This window comes from Vibrio sp. QJM3NY_35 (genome assembly GCF_057785915.1).
The window spans coordinates 3,057,361-3,074,756 of sequence record NZ_CM173507.1 but is presented as its reverse complement, the minus strand read 5'-3'; the positions used below and the strand labels follow the sequence as shown (position 1 = coordinate 3,074,756).

Here is a 17,396-nt window from a genome sequence, read left to right as displayed (position 1 = left end):
GGAATGAGTAATACTCCCTCGACAGACAAAGTCTTGCCAAAGGTGTTGATCATCTATGCGCACCCAGAGCCGCAAACCTCTATTGCTAATCAGATGATGATTAAGAAGGTAGAGTCGCTCGGTCATGTCAAAATTCATGATCTCTACGCCATCTACCCAGACTTCTTTATCGATGTGCCTTATGAGCATGAATTGCTCCTTCAATACGATGTGATCGTGTTTCAACATCCTCTGTTTATGTATTCCTGCCCTTCATTGTTAAAAGAGTGGTTTGATCGCGTGTTAGGCAAGGGTTTTGCGTTTGGTGAGCAAAGTGCGCTTAAAGGCAAACACTGGCGCAGTGTGATTACTACCGGTGGTAAAGAAGAGGCGTTTGGTGCCGCAGGCTATAATAAATATCCATTACAAGAGATCTTGCAACCGTTTGAGCTCACCGCTTCTTTGTGTCAGATGAACTGGATATCCCCTTTGGTTTTACACTGGGCACGAAATGTTACCGATATGACGCGTTACCAGCATGCAGAAGAATATCGAAACTGGTTGCGAGACCCGCTACAAGATATAGGAGCAGATGATGGCTCTGACTAATGATTTTCTACAAAGTAGCGTTATATTTTTAGCGGCTGCTGTGGTTGCGGTTCCTATCGCACAGCGCGCCGGTTTGGGTTCAGTATTAGGTTACCTTCTGGCTGGTGTTGCTATTGGCCCTTGGGGGCTTGGCTTAATCAGTGATGTAGAGGCGATTCTGCACTTCTCCGAATTCGGGGTGGTACTGCTACTCTTCTTGATTGGTTTAGAGCTTAACCCTAAAAAACTGTGGCAGATGCGAGCTCCCATTCTCGGATTAGGTGGCGCGCAAGTGCTGATCACCACTCTGATTATTACCGCTATTGCCTGTCTATTTGGATTAACGTGGCAAACCAGCCTAGTGATAGGTATGGGCTTGGCGCTGTCTTCGACTGCGATTGCCTTGCGGGTTATTGAAGAACGAGAGCTCGGTGGTAAAGAAGCAGGGCAGTCGGGCTTTGCAGTACTACTTTTCCAAGATATTGCAGTAATCCCTATGCTAGCGATGTTACCTCTGCTTGCTGGTAATACTGGCGGTAGCTGGGCTGACATGCTGTGGATGCTAGGTGGTGTGATTGGCTTACTTGTCGGCGGTCACTTCTTACTGAGGCCACTATTCCGATACGTAGTAATGAGTGGTGTGCGTGAGTTGTTTACCGTAGCAGCGCTGTTATTGGTAATTGGTATCGCTGTGATCATGCAACAGATTGGCTTGTCGATGGCATTGGGTACGTTCCTAGCGGGCGTGCTTCTGGCTGAAAGTGAATATCGACACGAGCTTGAAATCGCGATCGATCCATTTAAAGGGTTATTGCTTGGCTTGTTCTTTATCTCGGTCGGCATGGCGGTGAACTTAGGTTTACTCGCTGAAAGCCCATTCGCGATACTGATTGCTGTATTAGCGCTGGTGGTTTTGAAAGGCTTAGTGCTGTACGCGCTGGCTCGTATCTTTGGTACTCAGGCTAAAGCGCGTAGCCGCATGGCGATGATTCTAAGCCAAGGCGGTGAATTCGCTTTCGTTATCTTCACGGCGGCAAGTGCGCAAGGCATCTTGAGTGGTGAGCAAGTGTCGTTCTTGCTGGTAGTGGTGAGTCTATCTATGGTGACCACGCCATTGATGCTCAAGTTGCAAGATCGATTCTTTGCTCGTCAACTGAATCAAATCAGTGAAAACGCGATGTCTTCGGATGTGGTCGATCGTAGTCCTCGAGTGATCATTGCTGGCTTTGGTCGTTTCGGTCAGATCATTGGTCGCTTGATGTATGCCAATAAGATTCGCATCACCGTCCTTGAGAGTGATGCCAGCCAAATCCATATCCTAAGAAAGTTTGGCTACAAAGTGTTTTACGGAGACTCGACTCACCTTGAGCTGTTACGCGCAGCCGGTGCAGATAAAGCAGAGGCGATTGTGCTGTGTACTGATTCTCCCGATGAAATCATGAAAACCGTCGATTTGTGTAAGCAACACTTCCCACGCTTAAAGATCTTAGCGCGTGCTCGAAGCCGTGTTGAAGCGTATCAATTACTTAACCACGGTGTGAGCAATTACTCTCGTGAAACCTTCCTTGGGGCGTTGGATTTAGGTCGTCAAACATTGACCGAGCTTGGCATGCATCCATATAAAGCGAAGCGAGCAGAAGCACACTTCAGAAAGTTGGATAATGGTATGCTGAAAGAGTTGTTGCCTCAGCATAACGAAGATGCCGAGTTAGCCCAAAGAGCGAAAGAGGCTCGTAAAGAGCTTGAAGAGATCTTTGGACATGAGATGGAAAACGATCACCAATCTCGAAACTATTGGCAGTAGCTTGAACTGATAACTAATGCTTGAGCTTAGAAATAGAGCTTGGGCATAGAAATAACCGACTATAGAACCAATCTAACAATAAACGTGGTCTCTGCTTTTTCTTAAATAGATCTAGAGTAGAAGAACTGCGGATCCAGAGTAGTAAAGGATATCAACGTGAAACAGAAAAAACGCTTTATCGCAGGGGCAAGCTGCCCAAGTTGTAGTACTCAAGACACACTCCGTTGGTGGATTGAAAATAATATAGAGCTGGTGGAATGTGTCGATTGTGACTTCACAGAACAGCGTAAACCGAAAACTGTAGAGAAATCTGAACACGCGAATCAAGAAATGATCGGTATTTTTAAGCCAGAATGATTGAGTTTCGTCAATTGATCCCCATAATATCCGGGTACAGAATTTTTCCTAAGCTCAACTGTTCGAGCTTAGTCCAAACCTCCTTGGAGCTCTCATGAAAATTGAAAAGAACGTAGTAGTTAGTGTTGCATATCAAGTGAAACTTGAAGATGGCGTAGTAGTTGACCAATCAACTGCAGAAGCTCCACTAGATTACCTTCACGGTCACAACAACCTAATTACAGGTCTTGAAAAAGAGCTTGAAGGCAAAGTAGCTGGCGACAAGTTCTCTGCAACTGTTACTCCAGAAGACGCTTACGGCGAGCACAACGACGCACTAGTTCAACGTGTTCCTGCTGACGTATTCCAAGGTGTGGAGCAAATCGAAGTTGGCATGCGTTTCCTTGCGGATACTGATCAAGGTCCAATCCCAGTTGAAGTTACTGAAGTAGATGGCGACGAAGTTGTTGTTGATGGTAACCACATGCTAGCTGGCCAAACTCTAACGTTTGACGTTGAAGTTGTAGCGGTCCGTGAAGCGACTGAAGAAGAAGTTCAACACGGTCACGTACACCAAGAAGGCGGCTGTGGCGGTCACGACCACGATCATGACCACGAAGGCGGTTGCTGTGGTGGCGAAGGCCATGACCACGGTGAAGAGAAGAAAGACGGCTGCTGCGGCGGTGGTAGCTGTGGTTCTCACTAATACCGAATTAACGGTTTAGTTTAAGAATCTTGAAAGCCTCCCTTGTGGAGGCTTTTTGCGTTTAGGAGTCTCGCTTTTTGACCTCGCTTTTCTCTACCAAACTAAGTGTCCGCAAATCTAAGTATTCGCAAAAAGTTTGGTTTTCGCTATCAGACATAGAACCATGGATGTGGTATTGATAGCATAACATTATAAGACGACGTCAGTGGAGAGTTTGTATGTCACAGCCTTTTTCAATTGCCATTCATGGTGGTGCAGGCACCACCTTGCGAGAGCAAATGAGCGATGAATTAAAAGCGGGTATTACTGAGGCTTTGGAAAAATCGGTTTTGGCTGGTTATCAAATATTGCAAGCGGGTGGTGATGCTCTGGATGCGGTAGTGGCATCGGTTAAGGTGATGGAAGACAGCCCGCACTTTAATGCAGGTAAGGGCTCTGTTTTAACGCATGATGAATTTGTTGAGATGGACGCTTCTGTGATGCACGGCCGCGAAATGGATGCGGGTGCTATTGCAGGCGTTCGCCATATCAAAAATCCAATTGAACTTGCGCGTGATGTGATGCTGAAAAGCGACCATGTGTTGCTGATTGGTGAAGGTGCCGAGAAGTTTGCGTTTGAGCATGAGTACACCTTTACCGAGCAAGACTACTTCTTTACTGAGCGCCGCTATGATCAACTTCAGTCGATGAAAGAGAAAGGCATCTTTGCTCTGTCTGAAGCGAAATATGATGAACAGCAAGCTGAGAAATACCCCGACGACAAAAAGTACGGCACGGTCGGTGCAGTCGCATTAGATCAAGCGGGTAACTTAGCAGCAGCAACCAGTACCGGTGGCGTGACCAATAAGAAATACGGTCGCGTGGGTGATTCTCCGATTATTGGGGCGGGAACCATCGCTGAAAATGGCAACGTTGCTGTTTCAACAACCGGGATGGGCGAGTTCTTCCTACGTAAAATGGTCGCCAGTGATGTCGCAGCACGAATGCGTTACCTGAAAGAAGATGTGCACACCGCTTGTGAAACGATCATTCAAGGTGAATTGAAAATTATGGGTGGAGAAGGTGGCTTGATCGCTATCGATGGCCAAGGCGATATTCATTTTGGTATGAACAGCTCAGGAATGTATCGTGCAAGTGTTGATACTGAAGGTCGTGTTGAAGTGAAGATTTATGCCGATGATTAAGTTTCTATCGGCTTAATTGGCTTTAGTTGAATTAGCGCAGATTAAACAAACAAAAGGGCGACAGATAAGCATCTGTCGCCCTTTTAGTTTTCTATGTCCCGTTCTGAAATGTGTTTACACATTGAGGACGAGAAACTAACGATATACGTCGCTAGAATCAATTCGTTATTTTGAACCGCACTTAGTAGTGTGGAGGTGGCGTCTCTTCTGATGCGTCAGCTAGATTAGAGCCATCCATATTTTTCACTTTGCCAACCACGAATTTCATCTGGTCTTGCATTCTCGTGATCAACATTTGTTGTTGGCTAAGCGCTTCATTGAGTTCTTCAATGGTTTGTTCTTGGAAAGCTAACTGACACTCTAGGTCATTTACGCGGCTTTCTAGTTGTTCAACTCGCTTTTCTGTCATCGTTCTTAATCCACATTCCAAGCTTGGGCAATGCCCGCAGAGGTGCCCGATATCACACGGTTCTTATCATCAAAGGCTGCATCATACACTACCGCACGAGGAGGGCGAGCATCTTTTAGTGGCTCAGCATCGTGGCGAGAAATTCGTTTGCCATCCTGAGTATTCCACACACTCACTTGGCTGGATGGCGTGCCCGTCACCAACATGCTGCCGTCATCAGAAAAACGAGCACTCGAGAAAATCAACTGTCGAGACCAGCTTTGCAATTGCGCTTGAGGTTCGCCCGTTTCAAGATCCCAAATCATCGCTTGATTGCCGCCATCAGAGGTAAAAGCCAGCTCGCCATCGCGTTGGAGTGCAACTCGTACTACTCTTTGTTCATGCTCGAAGGTACGTAACACCAAACCTGATTCGGTATCCCAAAGGTAGGCTTTGTAGTCGTTGCCGCCTGATAATGCGTAGCGGCCATTAGAAGAGAGGGAGACTGAATTCACTTTTTCTCGGTGAGCGAGGAACTCCAGACGGCGTCCGGTGACTAAGTCCACATAGATGGCTTTGCCATTAGAAAGGCCAAGCAGTACTTTTTCACCATTGCTAGAGATATCGACATCGCGAATCAAGCCGTCGGAGATAGACCAGAGCCCTTGTGCTTGAGTCCAAGATAAGTCCCAAACGGCGAAGTTCATCTGGCTAGCGGTAATGGCAAAACGGCCATTGTCCGAGATACGGATACGCGATACTTGGTTTTCTAACTGGTCTTGTGGACCAAGCTGAGCCAACTCTTGGTCTTCGGCGAGGTCCCAAAGGAGCAGTTGCTTTTGCTGAGAGTAGAGCAGGGCGAAGCGTCCATCTCTGCTGAGTGCAAAGCTGGTGGCACCATTGGGCTCAATTTCCCAACGTTGCTCATCATCTTGGAAGAAAAAGCAACCATTTAACAAGGTGATGACAATTGTACATAGCAATGAGTGGAAAAATATTCGCATCACATCTAATAATCCGGTTTGTGTCGAAAGACATATGACTAGTATATTGTTATAACTAACGTATTCACACCAATCTAATCATTAGATTTGTGCACAATAACCAATGGCTTAGCCATTAATTGGAGAATTCAATGAAATCAGTTTTAAAAGTATCACTGCTTGCCGCAACGGTTATGCTAGCAGTTGGTTGTCAGAAAGAAGAACCAAAGGCAGAAGCTCCACAGGTAGAAGAAGTTAAAGTTGAAGCAGTAAACTTTAAAACAGAAGATGACAAAGCGGCTTACGCAATCGGTGTATCTTTCGCTAACTACCTAAGCACAAGCATTGATAAGCCAAGCGAGTTAGGTATCAACCTAGACAAAGATATGGTTCTTCAAGGTATCGAAGACGTATTCGCAGAGAAAACAGCACTTAACGAAGAAGAAACTCGCGCAGCTCTTGAAGCTCTAGACAAGCGTGTTGCTGAAACGATGCAAGCACAAGCGGCAGAAAAGTCTGCAGAAGTGAAGAAAGCCGGTGATGACTTCCGTGCTGAGTTCGCTAAAACTGAAGGCGTTAAGCAGACTGAATCTGGTCTACTTTACCAAGTAATGACTGCTGGTGAAGGCGCTTCTCCAAAAGACACTGATACCGTTCAAGTACACTACAAAGGTACGCTAACAGACGGTACTCAGTTCGACAGCTCTTACGATCGTGGCGAACCAGCGACATTCCCACTAAACCGCGTAATCCCAGGCTGGACTGAAGGCGTACAGCTGATGCAAGTCGGTTCTAAGTACAAGTTCGTTATCCCGCCAGAGCTAGCATACGGTGAGCAAGATACACCGACTATCCCAGCTAACTCAACGCTAGTATTCGAAGTAGAACTACTAAACATCGATAACGCTGAAGCAGCTCCTGCACAGTAATATCGGTTAAAAGCCTCGTACTAAAATACGTTGATTGAATAAAAAGCCTAACTTTGAGTTAGGCTTTTTTTATGATTTGAAGATGAGTATTTGATTTTTAAACTTGTTCTAAATCACTAGTTGCAATGTTAGCTAGGTGTGCAATTAAAATTTTCTGATAAACTTACATAAATTTGTTGATTTTTCACACGAAGGTAAGGAATAAGTGACTACTACAGAAACAGTCAATGCAGATGTGTTACTTGAAATGGAATCAGTCCACGTTATGCCATTCAGTGAACACGATAAAATCATTCTAAGATCTTATGAGGCCGTTGTTGACGGTATTGCGAGCCTTATTGGTCCGTTTTGTGAAATCGTTTTGCACTCTTTAGAAGACCTCAATACTTCTGCGATTAAAATTGCCAACGGCGAAAATACGGGTCGTCAGGTTGGTTCGCCGATCACCGATCTTGCATTGAAGATGCTAAAAGATATTGAAGGTTCTAAGCGTAATTTCTCACGTTCATACTTCACTCGCGCTAAAGGCGGAGTGTTGATGAAGTCGATCACGGTTGCTATCCGCAACGGTGAAGACCGAGTGATTGGCCTACTGTGTATTAACGTGAACCTAGACGCGCCATTCTCACAAGTACTGCAATCGTTCATGCCTACGCAAGACGCAGACGAAGCCGCATCATCGGTTAACTTCGCTAGTGACGTTGAAGAACTTGTCGACCAGACGGTTGAACGCACCATTGAAGAAATTAACGCTGACAAATCGGTATCGAACAATACGAAGAACCGTCAGATCGTGATGGAGCTGTACGACAAAGGTATTTTCGATATTAAAGACGCGATTAACCGCGTTGCTGAGCGACTGAACATCTCTAAGCACACCGTGTACCTATACATCCGCCAACGTAAAACAGAGGATGAAGAGGGTTGCTAAGCTATACACTCCTAGTGAATGGGCCTGTCTATGGCTCACAGTCAGCAAGAAGTGCCTACCAGTTTGCCGTGGCTCTGATTAAACAGGGCCACAAACTTCACAGTGTGTTCTTCTATCAAGATGGCGTCAGTAACGGCTCAGACCTTACCGTACCGGCTAACGATGAATTTGACTTAGCTTCTGCTTGGCAAAAGCTGGCTGATGAGCACGATGTTAGCCTTGAAACCTGTGTGGCAGCTGCGCTAAGACGCGGAGTGATTAGCTCTGAAGAAGCAGAGCAACATCAACTAAGTGCCTCTAACCTAGCCACGGGGTTTACTCAGGCCGGATTAGGGAGCTTATCAGAAGCGCTACTAACGCAAGATAGGGTTGTGCAGTTTTGAGAAAGTTAGCCTTTATATTTAACAGTTTCCCTCATACAACTGCTGCGGGTAGAGAAGGGTTAGACGCATTACTTGCTGCGTCCGCCTACAGTGAAGACATTGCCGTGTTCTTTGTTGGCGATGGCGTGACACAGCTTCTCAAAGCGCAGCAGCCCGACGAAACACTATCGCGTGACTACATCTCCGCATTCAAACTTATGGACTTGTACGACATCGAACAGGTGTATGTGTGTCAGCGGAGTCTGAGTCAGTTTGGTCTTTCAGCCGACAACCTGCTGATCGATGTGACCACCGTTGAAGCCGACGAGTTAACGCAGAAGTTAGCTCAGTGCCAACAGATACTGACTTTCTAGGGGACGCTATGCTTCATATCGTAAAATCAGTCGACAAACTTAAACTCGCATTGACCTATTCTCAGCCACAAGATCAGTATCTTTTGGTGGAAGATGCGGTGTATGTTTGCCTTCCAAATCATGAGTTATTCACTCAAATCTGCGCAGTAGAGCAGGTGTCGGTGTTAAAACCAGATCTAGATAGCCGAGGTTTACAACTACTTGTCTCAAGTACCATTGATCAAGTTGACTTCGATGGCTTCGTTAAACTGACGGTTTTGAACGACAAATCAGTGACTTGGTAAGCGTGTTCTATCAGTTTGGTTAAAATCAGACCATCCTGAGCTCTAGACGGCTAAAAAAGATCTGTATATTTCTTGACACACCTCCCACTGCTGAATAGAATTTTGCGTCCCTAATTACGACTTGTGATTAGGGATAGATTTTTCACAAAGCTTACTTTCAAGTAAATTTCAGGAGCTAGTTAATGGCAACTATTAACCAGTTGGTTCGCAAACCTCGTGTAAAGCAAGTTGTTAAAAGCAACGTGCCTGCACTAGAAGCGTGCCCACAAAAACGTGGTGTATGTACTCGTGTTTACACTACTACACCTAAAAAACCTAACTCGGCACTACGTAAAGTATGTCGTGTACGTCTAACTAACGGTTTCGAAGTAACTTCGTACATCGGCGGTGAAGGCCACAACCTACAAGAGCACAGTGTTGTACTAATCCGTGGCGGTCGTGTAAAAGACCTTCCGGGTGTTCGTTACCACACTGTTCGCGGCGCACTTGACTGTGCTGGCGTTAACGACCGTAAACAAGGTCGTTCTAAGTACGGTGTGAAACGTCCTAAGTCTTAATTGATTCTCTTTTTAAAAAGAAATCGTTAAGTAAGGCCAAACACTATTTTATTTATTATTCTGAAAAGTTTTGGAAAAAACCTGAAGAAGACAACGGAGAATATCCATGCCACGTCGTCGCGTAATAGGTCAGCGTAAGATCCTTCCAGATCCTAAGTTCAAATCTGAATTGCTGGCAAAATTCGTTAACATCCTTATGGTTGACGGAAAGAAATCTACTGCAGAAAAAATCGTTTACACTGCACTAGATTCAATGGCTGAGAAGTCTGGTAAAGACCACTTAGCTGTATTTGAAGAAGCTCTTGAAAATGTTCGCCCAGCGGTAGAAGTTAAATCTCGCCGTGTAGGTGGTTCAACTTACCAAGTACCTGTAGAAGTTCGTCCGGTTCGCCGTAACGCTCTTGCTATGCGTTGGGTAGTTGAAGCTGCGCGTAAGCGTGGTGAAAAATCTATGGCTCAACGCCTAGCTGCTGAAATGCTAGACGCGTCTGAGAACAAAGGTACTGCGGTTAAGAAACGTGAAGACGTTCACCGCATGGCTGACGCAAACAAAGCGTTCGCACATTACCGTTGGTAATACCTTTTTAGTGCTGCAAGGTTCCTTGCAGCACTTCTTTAGTTCCTATGCTTATGCTAGGAACTATTGCTATTTCTAGGGCAAGCAATTTTTAGCGAAGCATCGCTTTTAACGCATAATCTAGGCATAGCAATAGTCCCTAAGTCTCTAATAAGAGGATTCAACCGTGGCTCGTAAAACTCCTATAGAGCAATACCGTAATATCGGTATCGTTGCTCACGTAGATGCAGGTAAAACAACCACAAGTGAACGTATTCTGTTCTATACCGGTCTTTCTCATAAAATCGGCGAAGTTCACGATGGTGCAGCAACCATGGACTGGATGGAGCAAGAGCAAGAGCGCGGTATTACGATCACTTCAGCAGCAACCACTACGTTTTGGCGTGGTATGGAAGCTCAGTTCTCGGACCACCGTATCAACATCATCGACACTCCTGGACACGTTGACTTCACAATCGAAGTAGAACGTTCTTTGCGTGTACTTGATGGTGCAGTTGTTGTGTTCTGTGGCTCATCTGGTGTTGAACCTCAGTCAGAGACAGTATGGCGTCAAGCTGATAAGTACCAAGTTCCACGTATGGTTTTCGTTAATAAAATGGACCGTACCGGCGCAGACTTCTTGCGCGTAGTTGAACAGATCAAGGACCGCCTAGGCGCAACTCCTGTTCCAATTCAACTGAACATTGGTGCTGAAGAAAACTTCCAAGGCGTTGTCGATCTTATCAAGATGAAGGCAATTAACTGGAACGAAGCTGACCAAGGCATGACTTTTACGTACGAAGATATCCCTGCAGACATGCAAGAAATGGCTGAAGAATATCGTACAGAACTTGTTGAAGCTGCTGCAGAAGCAAATGAAGAGCTGATGGATAAGTACCTTGAAGAAGGTGAACTAACAGAAGCTGAAATCAAACAAGGTCTTCGTACTCGTACCCTTAATAATGAAATCGTACTTGCTACTTGTGGTAGTGCATTCAAAAACAAAGGTGTACAAGCTGTTCTAGATGCAGTTGTTGATTTCCTTCCTTCTCCAGTTGATGTCCCTGCAATTAAAGGTATCGATGAAGACGAAAATGAAGCAGAGCGTCACGCAGACGACAAAGAACCGTTCTCAGCGCTAGCATTTAAGATTGCAACAGACCCATTCGTTGGTACTTTAACTTTCATCCGTGTTTACTCTGGTGTTGTTGAAAGCGGTAAAACAGCTTACAACTCTGTGAAGAAGCAACGTGAACGCTTAGGTCGCATTGTTCAAATGCACTCAAACAAGCGTGAAGAAGTAAAAGAAGTACGAGCAGGTGACATCGCAGCTATCATTGGCCTGAAAGATGTGACTACTGGTGAAACCCTTTGTGACCAGAACCATAAGATTGTTCTTGAGCGCATGGAGTTCCCAGACCCAGTTATTCAGATCGTTGTAGAGCCAAGCTCTCAAGCTGATCAAGATAAAATGACTATCGCTCTAGGTAAACTAGCAGCGGAAGACCCATCGTTCCGCGTTGATATGGATGCGGAAACTGGCCAGACTCTAATTTCTGGTATGGGTGAACTACACTTAGATATCATCGTTGACCGTATGAAGCGTGAATTTAGCGTGAACTGCAACGTTGGTAACCCGCAAGTGGCTTACCGTGAGACTATTCGTGGTACAGCGAAAGCGGAAGGTAAATTTATCCGTGAACATGGTGGTAAAGGTCAGTACGGTCACGTATGGCTAAAACTGGAACCATCAGAAGCTGGCGAAGGCTTTGTCTTTGTGGATGAAATTGCCAATGGTATCGTACCGAAAGAGTTTATTGCTTCAGTCGCTAAAGGCGTTGAAGAGCAGATGAACAATGGTGTGCTTGCTGGCTATCCAGTTTTGGATATCAAAGCTACACTATATGATGGTTCTTACCATGAAACAGATTCAAGTGAGATGGCGTTTACAATCGCTGCCTCTATGGCTTTCAGAACGGGTGCACTTGAAGCGCAACCAGTTTTGCTTGAGCCTATGATGAAAGTTGAAGTAACTACTCCAGAAGACTGGATGGGTGACGTTGTTGGCGATATTAACCGTCGTCGCGGCATCATCGAAGGTATGGACGAGGGGACAGCTGGCCTGAAGATAATTCGTGCACAAGTTCCGTTGTCTGTCATGTTCGGTTACGCAACTGATTTACGTTCTGCGACACAAGGTCGTGCTTCTTACTCTATGGAGTTTAGTGAGTACGCTGAAGTGCCTAACAATGTTGCAAAAGCAATCATTGCAGAGCGTGGTTAAACAAAAGGAAGGCATTTTTTTTCATTTTTTGAAAGAACAATGCGTCCAAATATTGCGCTAACGAGAGTTGGCGCATAAAATAGCAATTTCTGGCGCGTCTCGCTCAATAATGAACGTGGCGAATCATAACTAGGAAGGAACACGATTGTGTCTAAAGAAAAATTTGAACGTACGAAACCGCACGTAAACGTTGGTACTATCGGCCACGTTGACCACGGTAAAACAACTCTAACTGCTGCTATCTGTACTACTCTTGCAAAAGTATACGGCGGTGTTGCTAAAGATTTCGCATCTATCGATAACGCTCCAGAAGAGCGTGAGCGCGGTATCACAATCGCAACTTCTCACGTTGAGTACGACACTCCAGCACGTCACTACGCACACGTAGACTGTCCAGGACACGCGGATTATGTTAAAAACATGATCACTGGTGCTGCACAAATGGACGGCGGTATCCTAGTTGTTGCTGCGACTGACGGCCCTATGCCTCAAACTCGTGAGCACATCCTACTTGGTCGTCAAGTTGGTATCCCTTACATCATCGTATTCATGAACAAATGTGACATGGTTGATGACGAAGAGCTACTTGAGCTAGTTGAGATGGAAGTTCGTGAACTTCTTTCTGAATACGACTTCCCAGGTGATGACCTACCAGTTATCCAAGGTTCTGCACTTGGCGCACTAAACGGCGAGAAGCAGTGGGAAGACAAGATCGTTGAGCTTGCAGAAGCACTAGATTCTTACATTCCTGAGCCAGAGCGTGCAGTTGACCAACCGTTCCTACTACCAATTGAAGATGTATTCTCAATCCAAGGTCGTGGTACTGTTGTAACTGGTCGTATCGAGCGCGGTATCCTACGTGTAGGTGACGAAGTAGAAATCGTTGGTATCAAAGAGACTACTCTTACTACTTGTACTGGTGTTGAAATGTTCCGTAAACTGCTTGACGAAGGTCGTGCAGGTGAGAACGTTGGTGCACTTCTACGTGGTACTAAGCGTGATGACGTTGAACGTGGTCAAGTACTTTCTGCGAAAGGTTCTATCAACCCACACACTAAGTTTGAGTCTGAAGTATACGTACTTTCTAAAGACGAAGGCGGCCGTCACACTCCTTTCTTCAAAGGTTACCGTCCACAGTTCTACTTCCGTACAACTGACGTAACAGGCGACATCACTCTACCTGAAGGCGTAGAAATGGTAATGCCAGGTGACAACGTTCAAATGACTGTTGAGCTAATCGCTCCAATCGCAATGGACGAAGGTCTACGTTTCGCAATCCGCGAAGGTGGCCGTACAGTTGGTGCTGGTGTTGTAGCTAAAATCTTCGCTTAATAGCATTTAGATTTTTGCACACTCTTCATTAGAAGAGCGCGCATCTGAAAAAGGGGAGCTTCGGCTTCCCTTTTGTTTTCTCTAAAGAAATATCACCTTCCATCTATCTTCTTCTCTCTCGATACAAAACCAACTTCCAATAAATTCCGATTATTTTTCCAACACTACTTGCATACTAAAGTGTGATCTGTATAATGCATCGCACTGGCTAACGCTGGTTGTGAACCAATGAGCACTGAGGAGTAGGTCTTACCTAGTAATGTATACTCAGCTTATGTTCGCGGTTAATAAAAATAGTAAACTTTTTGTTTGCTTCAAAAGTTAACTGACAATGCGTCCTAATTTTGGATGCTACGGTTTCACATAAATCAATCGGCATTCTCTCGTTTTATCGGGTTTGAGTGGCGATATTGTTTGTGTAATTTTTAATAATTGGAGCTCTGTCTCATGCAGAACCAACGTATTCGTATCCGCCTTAAAGCGTTTGATTACAAGCTAATCGATGCTTCAACTGCGGAAATCGTTGAAACAGCAAAACGTACTGGCGCACAGGTTCGTGGTCCTATTCCACTTCCTACTCGTAAAGAGCGTTTCACTGTTCTTACCTCTCCACACGTCAACAAAGATGCACGTGATCAGTACGAAATCCGTACTCACAAGCGTTTGATCGACATCGTTGAGCCAACAGATAAAACTGTTGATGCTCTAATGCGTCTTGATCTTGCAGCTGGCGTTGATGTTCAAATCAGCCTAGGTTAAGGGAGATAAGAATAATGATTGGTCTAGTCGGACGTAAAGTGGGTATGACCCGCGTATTTACTGAAGAAGGCGTTTCTATCCCAGTAACTGTTGTTGAGGTTGAAGCGAACCGTATTTCTCAAGTTAAAACTCTTGAGACAGACGGCTACGCAGCAATCCAAGTAACTACTGGTGCTAAGAAAGCTAACCGTGTAACTAAACCTGAAGCTGGTCACTTCGCGAAAGCGGGTGTAGAAGCAGGTCGCGGTCTTTGGGAATTCCGTTTAGAAAACGGCGAAGAGTTTGAAGTTGGCGCTGAGCTAAACGTAGAACTTTTCAACGAAATTAAAAAAGTAGACGTTACTGGTACATCTAAAGGTAAAGGCTTCCAAGGCGCTATCAAGCGTTGGAACTTCTCTACTCAAGATATGACTCACGGTAACTCTTTGTCTCACCGCGCACCGGGTTCAATTGGCCAATGTCAAACTCCAGGCCGCGTGTTTAAAGGCAAGAAAATGGCAGGTCACATGGGTGCTGAGCGTGTAACGACTCAAAACCTAGAGATCGTACGTGTTGACGCTGAGCGCAATCTACTCCTTATTAAAGGTGCAGTACCGGGCTCAACAGGCGGAAACGTGATCGTAAAACCTGCTGTTAAAGCATAACGTCTAGGAGTAAGTAATGGAATTGATGGTTAAAGGTGCTGATGCACTAACTGTTTCCGAGACTACTTTCGGACGTGACTTCAACGAAGCTCTTGTACACCAAGTAGTTGTTGCATATGCAGCAGGTGCTCGTCAAGGTACTCGTGCTCAAAAGACTCGTTCTGAAGTATCTGGCGGTGGCGCTAAGCCATGGCGTCAAAAAGGTACTGGCCGCGCACGTGCTGGTACAATTCGTAGCCCAATCTGGCGTACAGGTGGTGTTACTTTTGCTGCGAAACCACAAGATCACAGCCAAAAAGTAAACAAAAAAATGTACCGCGGTGCTATGAAGAGCATTCTTTCTGAGCTAGTTCGTCAAGAGCGTTTAATCGTTGTTGATAACTTCTCTGTAGAAGCACCAAAAACAAAAGAACTTGTAGCTAAGCTTAAAGAGCTTGAGCTAAGCGACGTTCTGATTGTGACTGGCGAAGTAGATGAAAATCTATTCTTAGCTGCTCGTAACCTATACAAAGTAGATGCACGTGATGTTGCTGGTGTTGATCCAGTATCACTAATCGCTTTCGACAAGGTTCTAATGACTGCTGACGCAGTTAAGCAAGTTGAGGAGATGCTAGCATGATCACTGAAGAGCGTATCTTAAAAGTTCTACGTGCTCCGCACATCTCTGAAAAAGCAACTATGGCAGCTGAGAAAGCGAACACTATCGTTTTCAAAGTAGCTAAAGATGCAACTAAGAAAGAGATCAAAGCAGCTGTAGAAAAGCTATTTGAAGTTGAAGTTAAGTCTGTAAATACTCTTGTATTAAAGGGTAAGACCAAACGTCAAGGTATGCGTGAAGGCCGTCGTTCAGACGTGAAAAAAGCCTACGTTACTTTGAAAGAAGGTCAAGATCTTGACTTCGTTGGCGGCGCGGAATAACAGGAGTAGTAAAAATGGCTATTGTTAAATGTAAGCCGACTTCCCCTGGTCGTCGTCACGTCGTTAAAGTTGTTAACGCTGACCTACACAAGGGTAAGCCATACGCACCACTTCTAGAGAAAAACTCTAAGAACGGTGGTCGTAACAACAACGGTCGTATTACAGTACGTCACATCGGTGGTGGTCATAAGCACCATTACCGTGTAATTGACTTCAAACGTACTAAAGATGGCATCCCAGCGAAAGTTGAGCGTCTAGAATACGATCCAAACCGTAGTGCTAACATCGCTCTAGTTCTGTACGCAGACGGTGAGCGTCGTTACATCATTGCACCTAAAGGTGTTAACGCAGGCGACCAGATTCAATCTGGCGTAGATGCTGCAATCAAAGCAGGTAACACTCTGCCGATGCGCAACATCCCAGTAGGTTCTACTGTACACTGTGTTGAACTTAAGCCTGGTAAAGGTGCTCAACTAGCTCGTTCGGCTGGTGCTTATGCTCAAATCATCGCTCGCGATGGTGCATACGTAACTATCCGTCTACGTTCTGGTGAGATGCGCAAAGTACTTTCTGAAGGTCGTGCAACGATCGGTGAAGTTGGTAACTCTGAGCATATGCTACGTGAACTTGGTAAAGCTGGTGCTTCACGCTGGCGCGGCGTACGTCCAACCGTACGTGGTGTAGTAATGAACCCGGTGGATCACCCACATGGTGGTGGTGAAGGCCGCACATCTGGTGGTCGTCACCCAGTTTCTCCTTGGGGCGTTCCTACTAAGGGCTTCAAGACTCGTAAGAACAAGCGCACTGACAAGTACATCGTACGTCGTCGCACTAAATAATTTATAAAGAGGAATCGCCATGCCACGTTCTCTCAAGAAAGGTCCTTTTATTGACCTACACTTGCTGAAGAAGGTAGAGAAAGCGGTGGAAAGCGGAGACAAAAAGCCTATTAAGACTTGGTCCCGTCGCTCAATGATCATCCCAACAATGATTGGTTTGACCATCGCTGTCCATAATGGTCGTCAGCACGTTCCAGTTTTCGTTACCGAAGAAATGATCGGTCACAAACTGGGCGAATTTGCACCAACTCGTACTTATCGCGGTCATGCTGCAGATAAGAAAGCTAAGAAGAAATAAGGAGTAGATGATGGAAGCTTTAGCTAAACATAACTTTGCTCGTATTTCTCCACAGAAAGCTCGCTTAGTTGCAGACCAAATTCGCGGTAAGTCGGTAGACCAAGCTCTAGAAATTCTAACTTTCAGCAACAAAAAAGCTGCTGTATTAGTTAAGAAGGTTCTTGAGTCAGCTATCGCTAACGCGGAACATAACGAAGGTGCAGATATCGACGATCTAAATGTCGCTAAAATCTTCGTAGATGAGGGCCCTATCATGAAGCGTATTATGCCTCGTGCTAAAGGTCGTGCGGATCGTATCTTGAAGCGTTCAAGCCACATCACTATTGTTGTAGCAGATCGCTAAAGACTAGGAGAGTAAGCA

The 17,396-nt window shown here is 45.4% G+C and carries 23 protein-coding genes; 21 read left to right on the top strand and 2 right to left on the bottom strand.

Going from position 1 to position 17,396, the window contains the following annotated elements; genetic code table 11:
- Positions 1-3 precede the first annotated feature (3 nt).
- The 5 genes from kefG (at position 4) to AC3CH3_RS13970 (ending at position 4,597) form a co-directional block, all read left to right on the top strand.
- The gene (gene kefG / locus AC3CH3_RS13990) at positions 4-588 is read left to right on the top strand and encodes a glutathione-regulated potassium-efflux system ancillary protein KefG (RefSeq protein ID WP_488537352.1); all 585 of its coding nucleotides are present in this window, start codon (positions 4-6) and stop codon (positions 586-588) included.
- Positions 575-2,371 (top strand): glutathione-regulated potassium-efflux system protein KefB, encoded by a 1,797-nt coding sequence (kefB, locus tag AC3CH3_RS13985; RefSeq protein WP_488537351.1) that lies wholly within the window; start codon positions 575-577, stop codon positions 2,369-2,371. Before kefG ends, kefB begins: the two co-directional genes overlap by 14 nt.
- Before the next feature lie 156 nt (positions 2,372-2,527).
- Positions 2,528-2,728, top strand: a complete 201-nt coding sequence (locus tag AC3CH3_RS13980) for a YheV family putative zinc ribbon protein (protein ID WP_019825339.1) — start codon at positions 2,528-2,530, stop codon at positions 2,726-2,728.
- 94 nt (positions 2,729-2,822) lie between these two features.
- Positions 2,823-3,413 carry a peptidylprolyl isomerase gene (gene slyD, locus AC3CH3_RS13975; protein ID WP_017061108.1) on the top strand — a complete coding sequence of 197 codons (591 nt, stop codon included), beginning with the start codon at positions 2,823-2,825 and terminating at the stop codon, positions 3,411-3,413.
- Positions 3,414-3,631: 218 nt separating this feature from the next.
- Positions 3,632-4,597 (top strand): isoaspartyl peptidase/L-asparaginase family protein, encoded by a 966-nt coding sequence (locus tag AC3CH3_RS13970; protein ID WP_488537350.1) that lies wholly within the window; start codon positions 3,632-3,634, stop codon positions 4,595-4,597.
- Positions 4,598-4,778: 181 nt separating this feature from the next.
- On the opposite strand, the gene AC3CH3_RS13965 is transcribed toward AC3CH3_RS13970, so the two are convergent.
- Both AC3CH3_RS13965 and AC3CH3_RS13960 read right to left on the bottom strand, forming a co-directional pair.
- Positions 4,779-5,006, bottom strand: a complete 228-nt coding sequence (locus AC3CH3_RS13965; RefSeq protein ID WP_009848930.1) for a SlyX family protein — start codon at positions 5,004-5,006, stop codon at positions 4,779-4,781.
- 5 nt (positions 5,007-5,011) lie between these two features.
- Positions 5,012-5,989 carry a WD40 repeat domain-containing protein gene (locus AC3CH3_RS13960; protein ID WP_017063707.1) on the bottom strand — a complete coding sequence of 326 codons (978 nt, stop codon included), beginning with the start codon at positions 5,987-5,989 and terminating at the stop codon, positions 5,012-5,014.
- A 131-nt stretch (positions 5,990-6,120) separates the two neighbouring features.
- On the opposite strand from AC3CH3_RS13960, the gene fkpA reads away from it, so the two are divergent.
- The 16 genes from fkpA (at position 6,121) to rplV (ending at position 17,378) form a co-directional block, all read left to right on the top strand.
- On the top strand, positions 6,121-6,897 hold the full coding sequence (gene fkpA, locus AC3CH3_RS13955; protein ID WP_017061105.1) for an FKBP-type peptidyl-prolyl cis-trans isomerase: 777 nt from the start codon (positions 6,121-6,123) through the stop codon (positions 6,895-6,897).
- Between the two features lie 205 nt (positions 6,898-7,102).
- Positions 7,103-7,828, top strand: a complete 726-nt coding sequence (locus AC3CH3_RS13950) for a helix-turn-helix transcriptional regulator (RefSeq protein WP_004729851.1) — start codon at positions 7,103-7,105, stop codon at positions 7,826-7,828.
- Positions 7,822-8,211 (top strand): sulfurtransferase complex subunit TusD, encoded by a 390-nt coding sequence (gene tusD / locus AC3CH3_RS13945; protein ID WP_017063709.1) that lies wholly within the window; start codon positions 7,822-7,824, stop codon positions 8,209-8,211. The genes AC3CH3_RS13950 and tusD overlap by 7 nt, the downstream gene beginning before the upstream one ends.
- Entirely contained in the window at positions 8,208-8,564 is a 357-nt protein-coding gene (gene tusC / locus AC3CH3_RS13940; RefSeq protein WP_017063710.1) for a sulfurtransferase complex subunit TusC, read from the top strand. The genes tusD and tusC overlap by 4 nt, the downstream gene beginning before the upstream one ends.
- 8 nt (positions 8,565-8,572) lie before the next feature.
- On the top strand, positions 8,573-8,848 hold the full coding sequence (gene tusB / locus AC3CH3_RS13935) for a sulfurtransferase complex subunit TusB (RefSeq protein WP_017063711.1): 276 nt from the start codon (positions 8,573-8,575) through the stop codon (positions 8,846-8,848).
- Positions 8,849-9,030: 182 nt separating this feature from the next.
- Positions 9,031-9,405: a 30S ribosomal protein S12 gene (gene rpsL, locus AC3CH3_RS13930; protein WP_004737194.1), complete on the top strand. Its 375-nt coding sequence runs from the start codon at positions 9,031-9,033 to the stop codon at positions 9,403-9,405.
- A 106-nt stretch (positions 9,406-9,511) separates the two neighbouring features.
- A complete protein-coding gene (gene rpsG / locus AC3CH3_RS13925; protein WP_010435163.1) occupies positions 9,512-9,982 on the top strand; it encodes a 30S ribosomal protein S7 in 471 nt (156 codons plus the stop codon).
- A 166-nt stretch (positions 9,983-10,148) separates the two neighbouring features.
- Positions 10,149-12,245: an elongation factor G gene (fusA, locus tag AC3CH3_RS13920; RefSeq protein WP_017061101.1), complete on the top strand. Its 2,097-nt coding sequence runs from the start codon at positions 10,149-10,151 to the stop codon at positions 12,243-12,245.
- A gap of 147 nt (positions 12,246-12,392) precedes the next feature.
- Entirely contained in the window at positions 12,393-13,577 is a 1,185-nt protein-coding gene (gene tuf, locus AC3CH3_RS13915; RefSeq protein ID WP_010435158.1) for an elongation factor Tu, read from the top strand.
- A 447-nt stretch (positions 13,578-14,024) separates the two neighbouring features.
- Positions 14,025-14,336, top strand: a complete 312-nt coding sequence (gene rpsJ / locus AC3CH3_RS13910; RefSeq protein WP_004736761.1) for a 30S ribosomal protein S10 — start codon at positions 14,025-14,027, stop codon at positions 14,334-14,336.
- A gap of 14 nt (positions 14,337-14,350) precedes the next feature.
- A complete protein-coding gene (gene rplC, locus AC3CH3_RS13905) occupies positions 14,351-14,980 on the top strand; it encodes a 50S ribosomal protein L3 (RefSeq protein ID WP_004736763.1) in 630 nt (209 codons plus the stop codon).
- Positions 14,981-14,996: 16 nt separating this feature from the next.
- Positions 14,997-15,599 (top strand): 50S ribosomal protein L4, encoded by a 603-nt coding sequence (gene rplD, locus AC3CH3_RS13900; protein WP_004738803.1) that lies wholly within the window; start codon positions 14,997-14,999, stop codon positions 15,597-15,599.
- Complete coding sequence (gene rplW / locus AC3CH3_RS13895) at positions 15,596-15,898, top strand: 50S ribosomal protein L23 (RefSeq protein WP_004736765.1); 303 nt, start codon at positions 15,596-15,598, stop codon at positions 15,896-15,898. Before rplD ends, rplW begins: the two co-directional genes overlap by 4 nt.
- Positions 15,899-15,912: 14 nt before the next feature.
- Positions 15,913-16,737: a 50S ribosomal protein L2 gene (gene rplB / locus AC3CH3_RS13890; RefSeq protein ID WP_010435149.1), complete on the top strand. Its 825-nt coding sequence runs from the start codon at positions 15,913-15,915 to the stop codon at positions 16,735-16,737.
- 19 nt (positions 16,738-16,756) lie between these two features.
- Positions 16,757-17,035: a 30S ribosomal protein S19 gene (rpsS, locus tag AC3CH3_RS13885; RefSeq protein ID WP_004736729.1), complete on the top strand. Its 279-nt coding sequence runs from the start codon at positions 16,757-16,759 to the stop codon at positions 17,033-17,035.
- 10 nt (positions 17,036-17,045) lie between these two features.
- Positions 17,046-17,378, top strand: coding sequence for a 50S ribosomal protein L22 (gene rplV / locus AC3CH3_RS13880; RefSeq protein ID WP_004736732.1), 333 nt, complete (start codon positions 17,046-17,048; stop codon positions 17,376-17,378).
- Positions 17,379-17,396 lie beyond the last annotated feature (18 nt).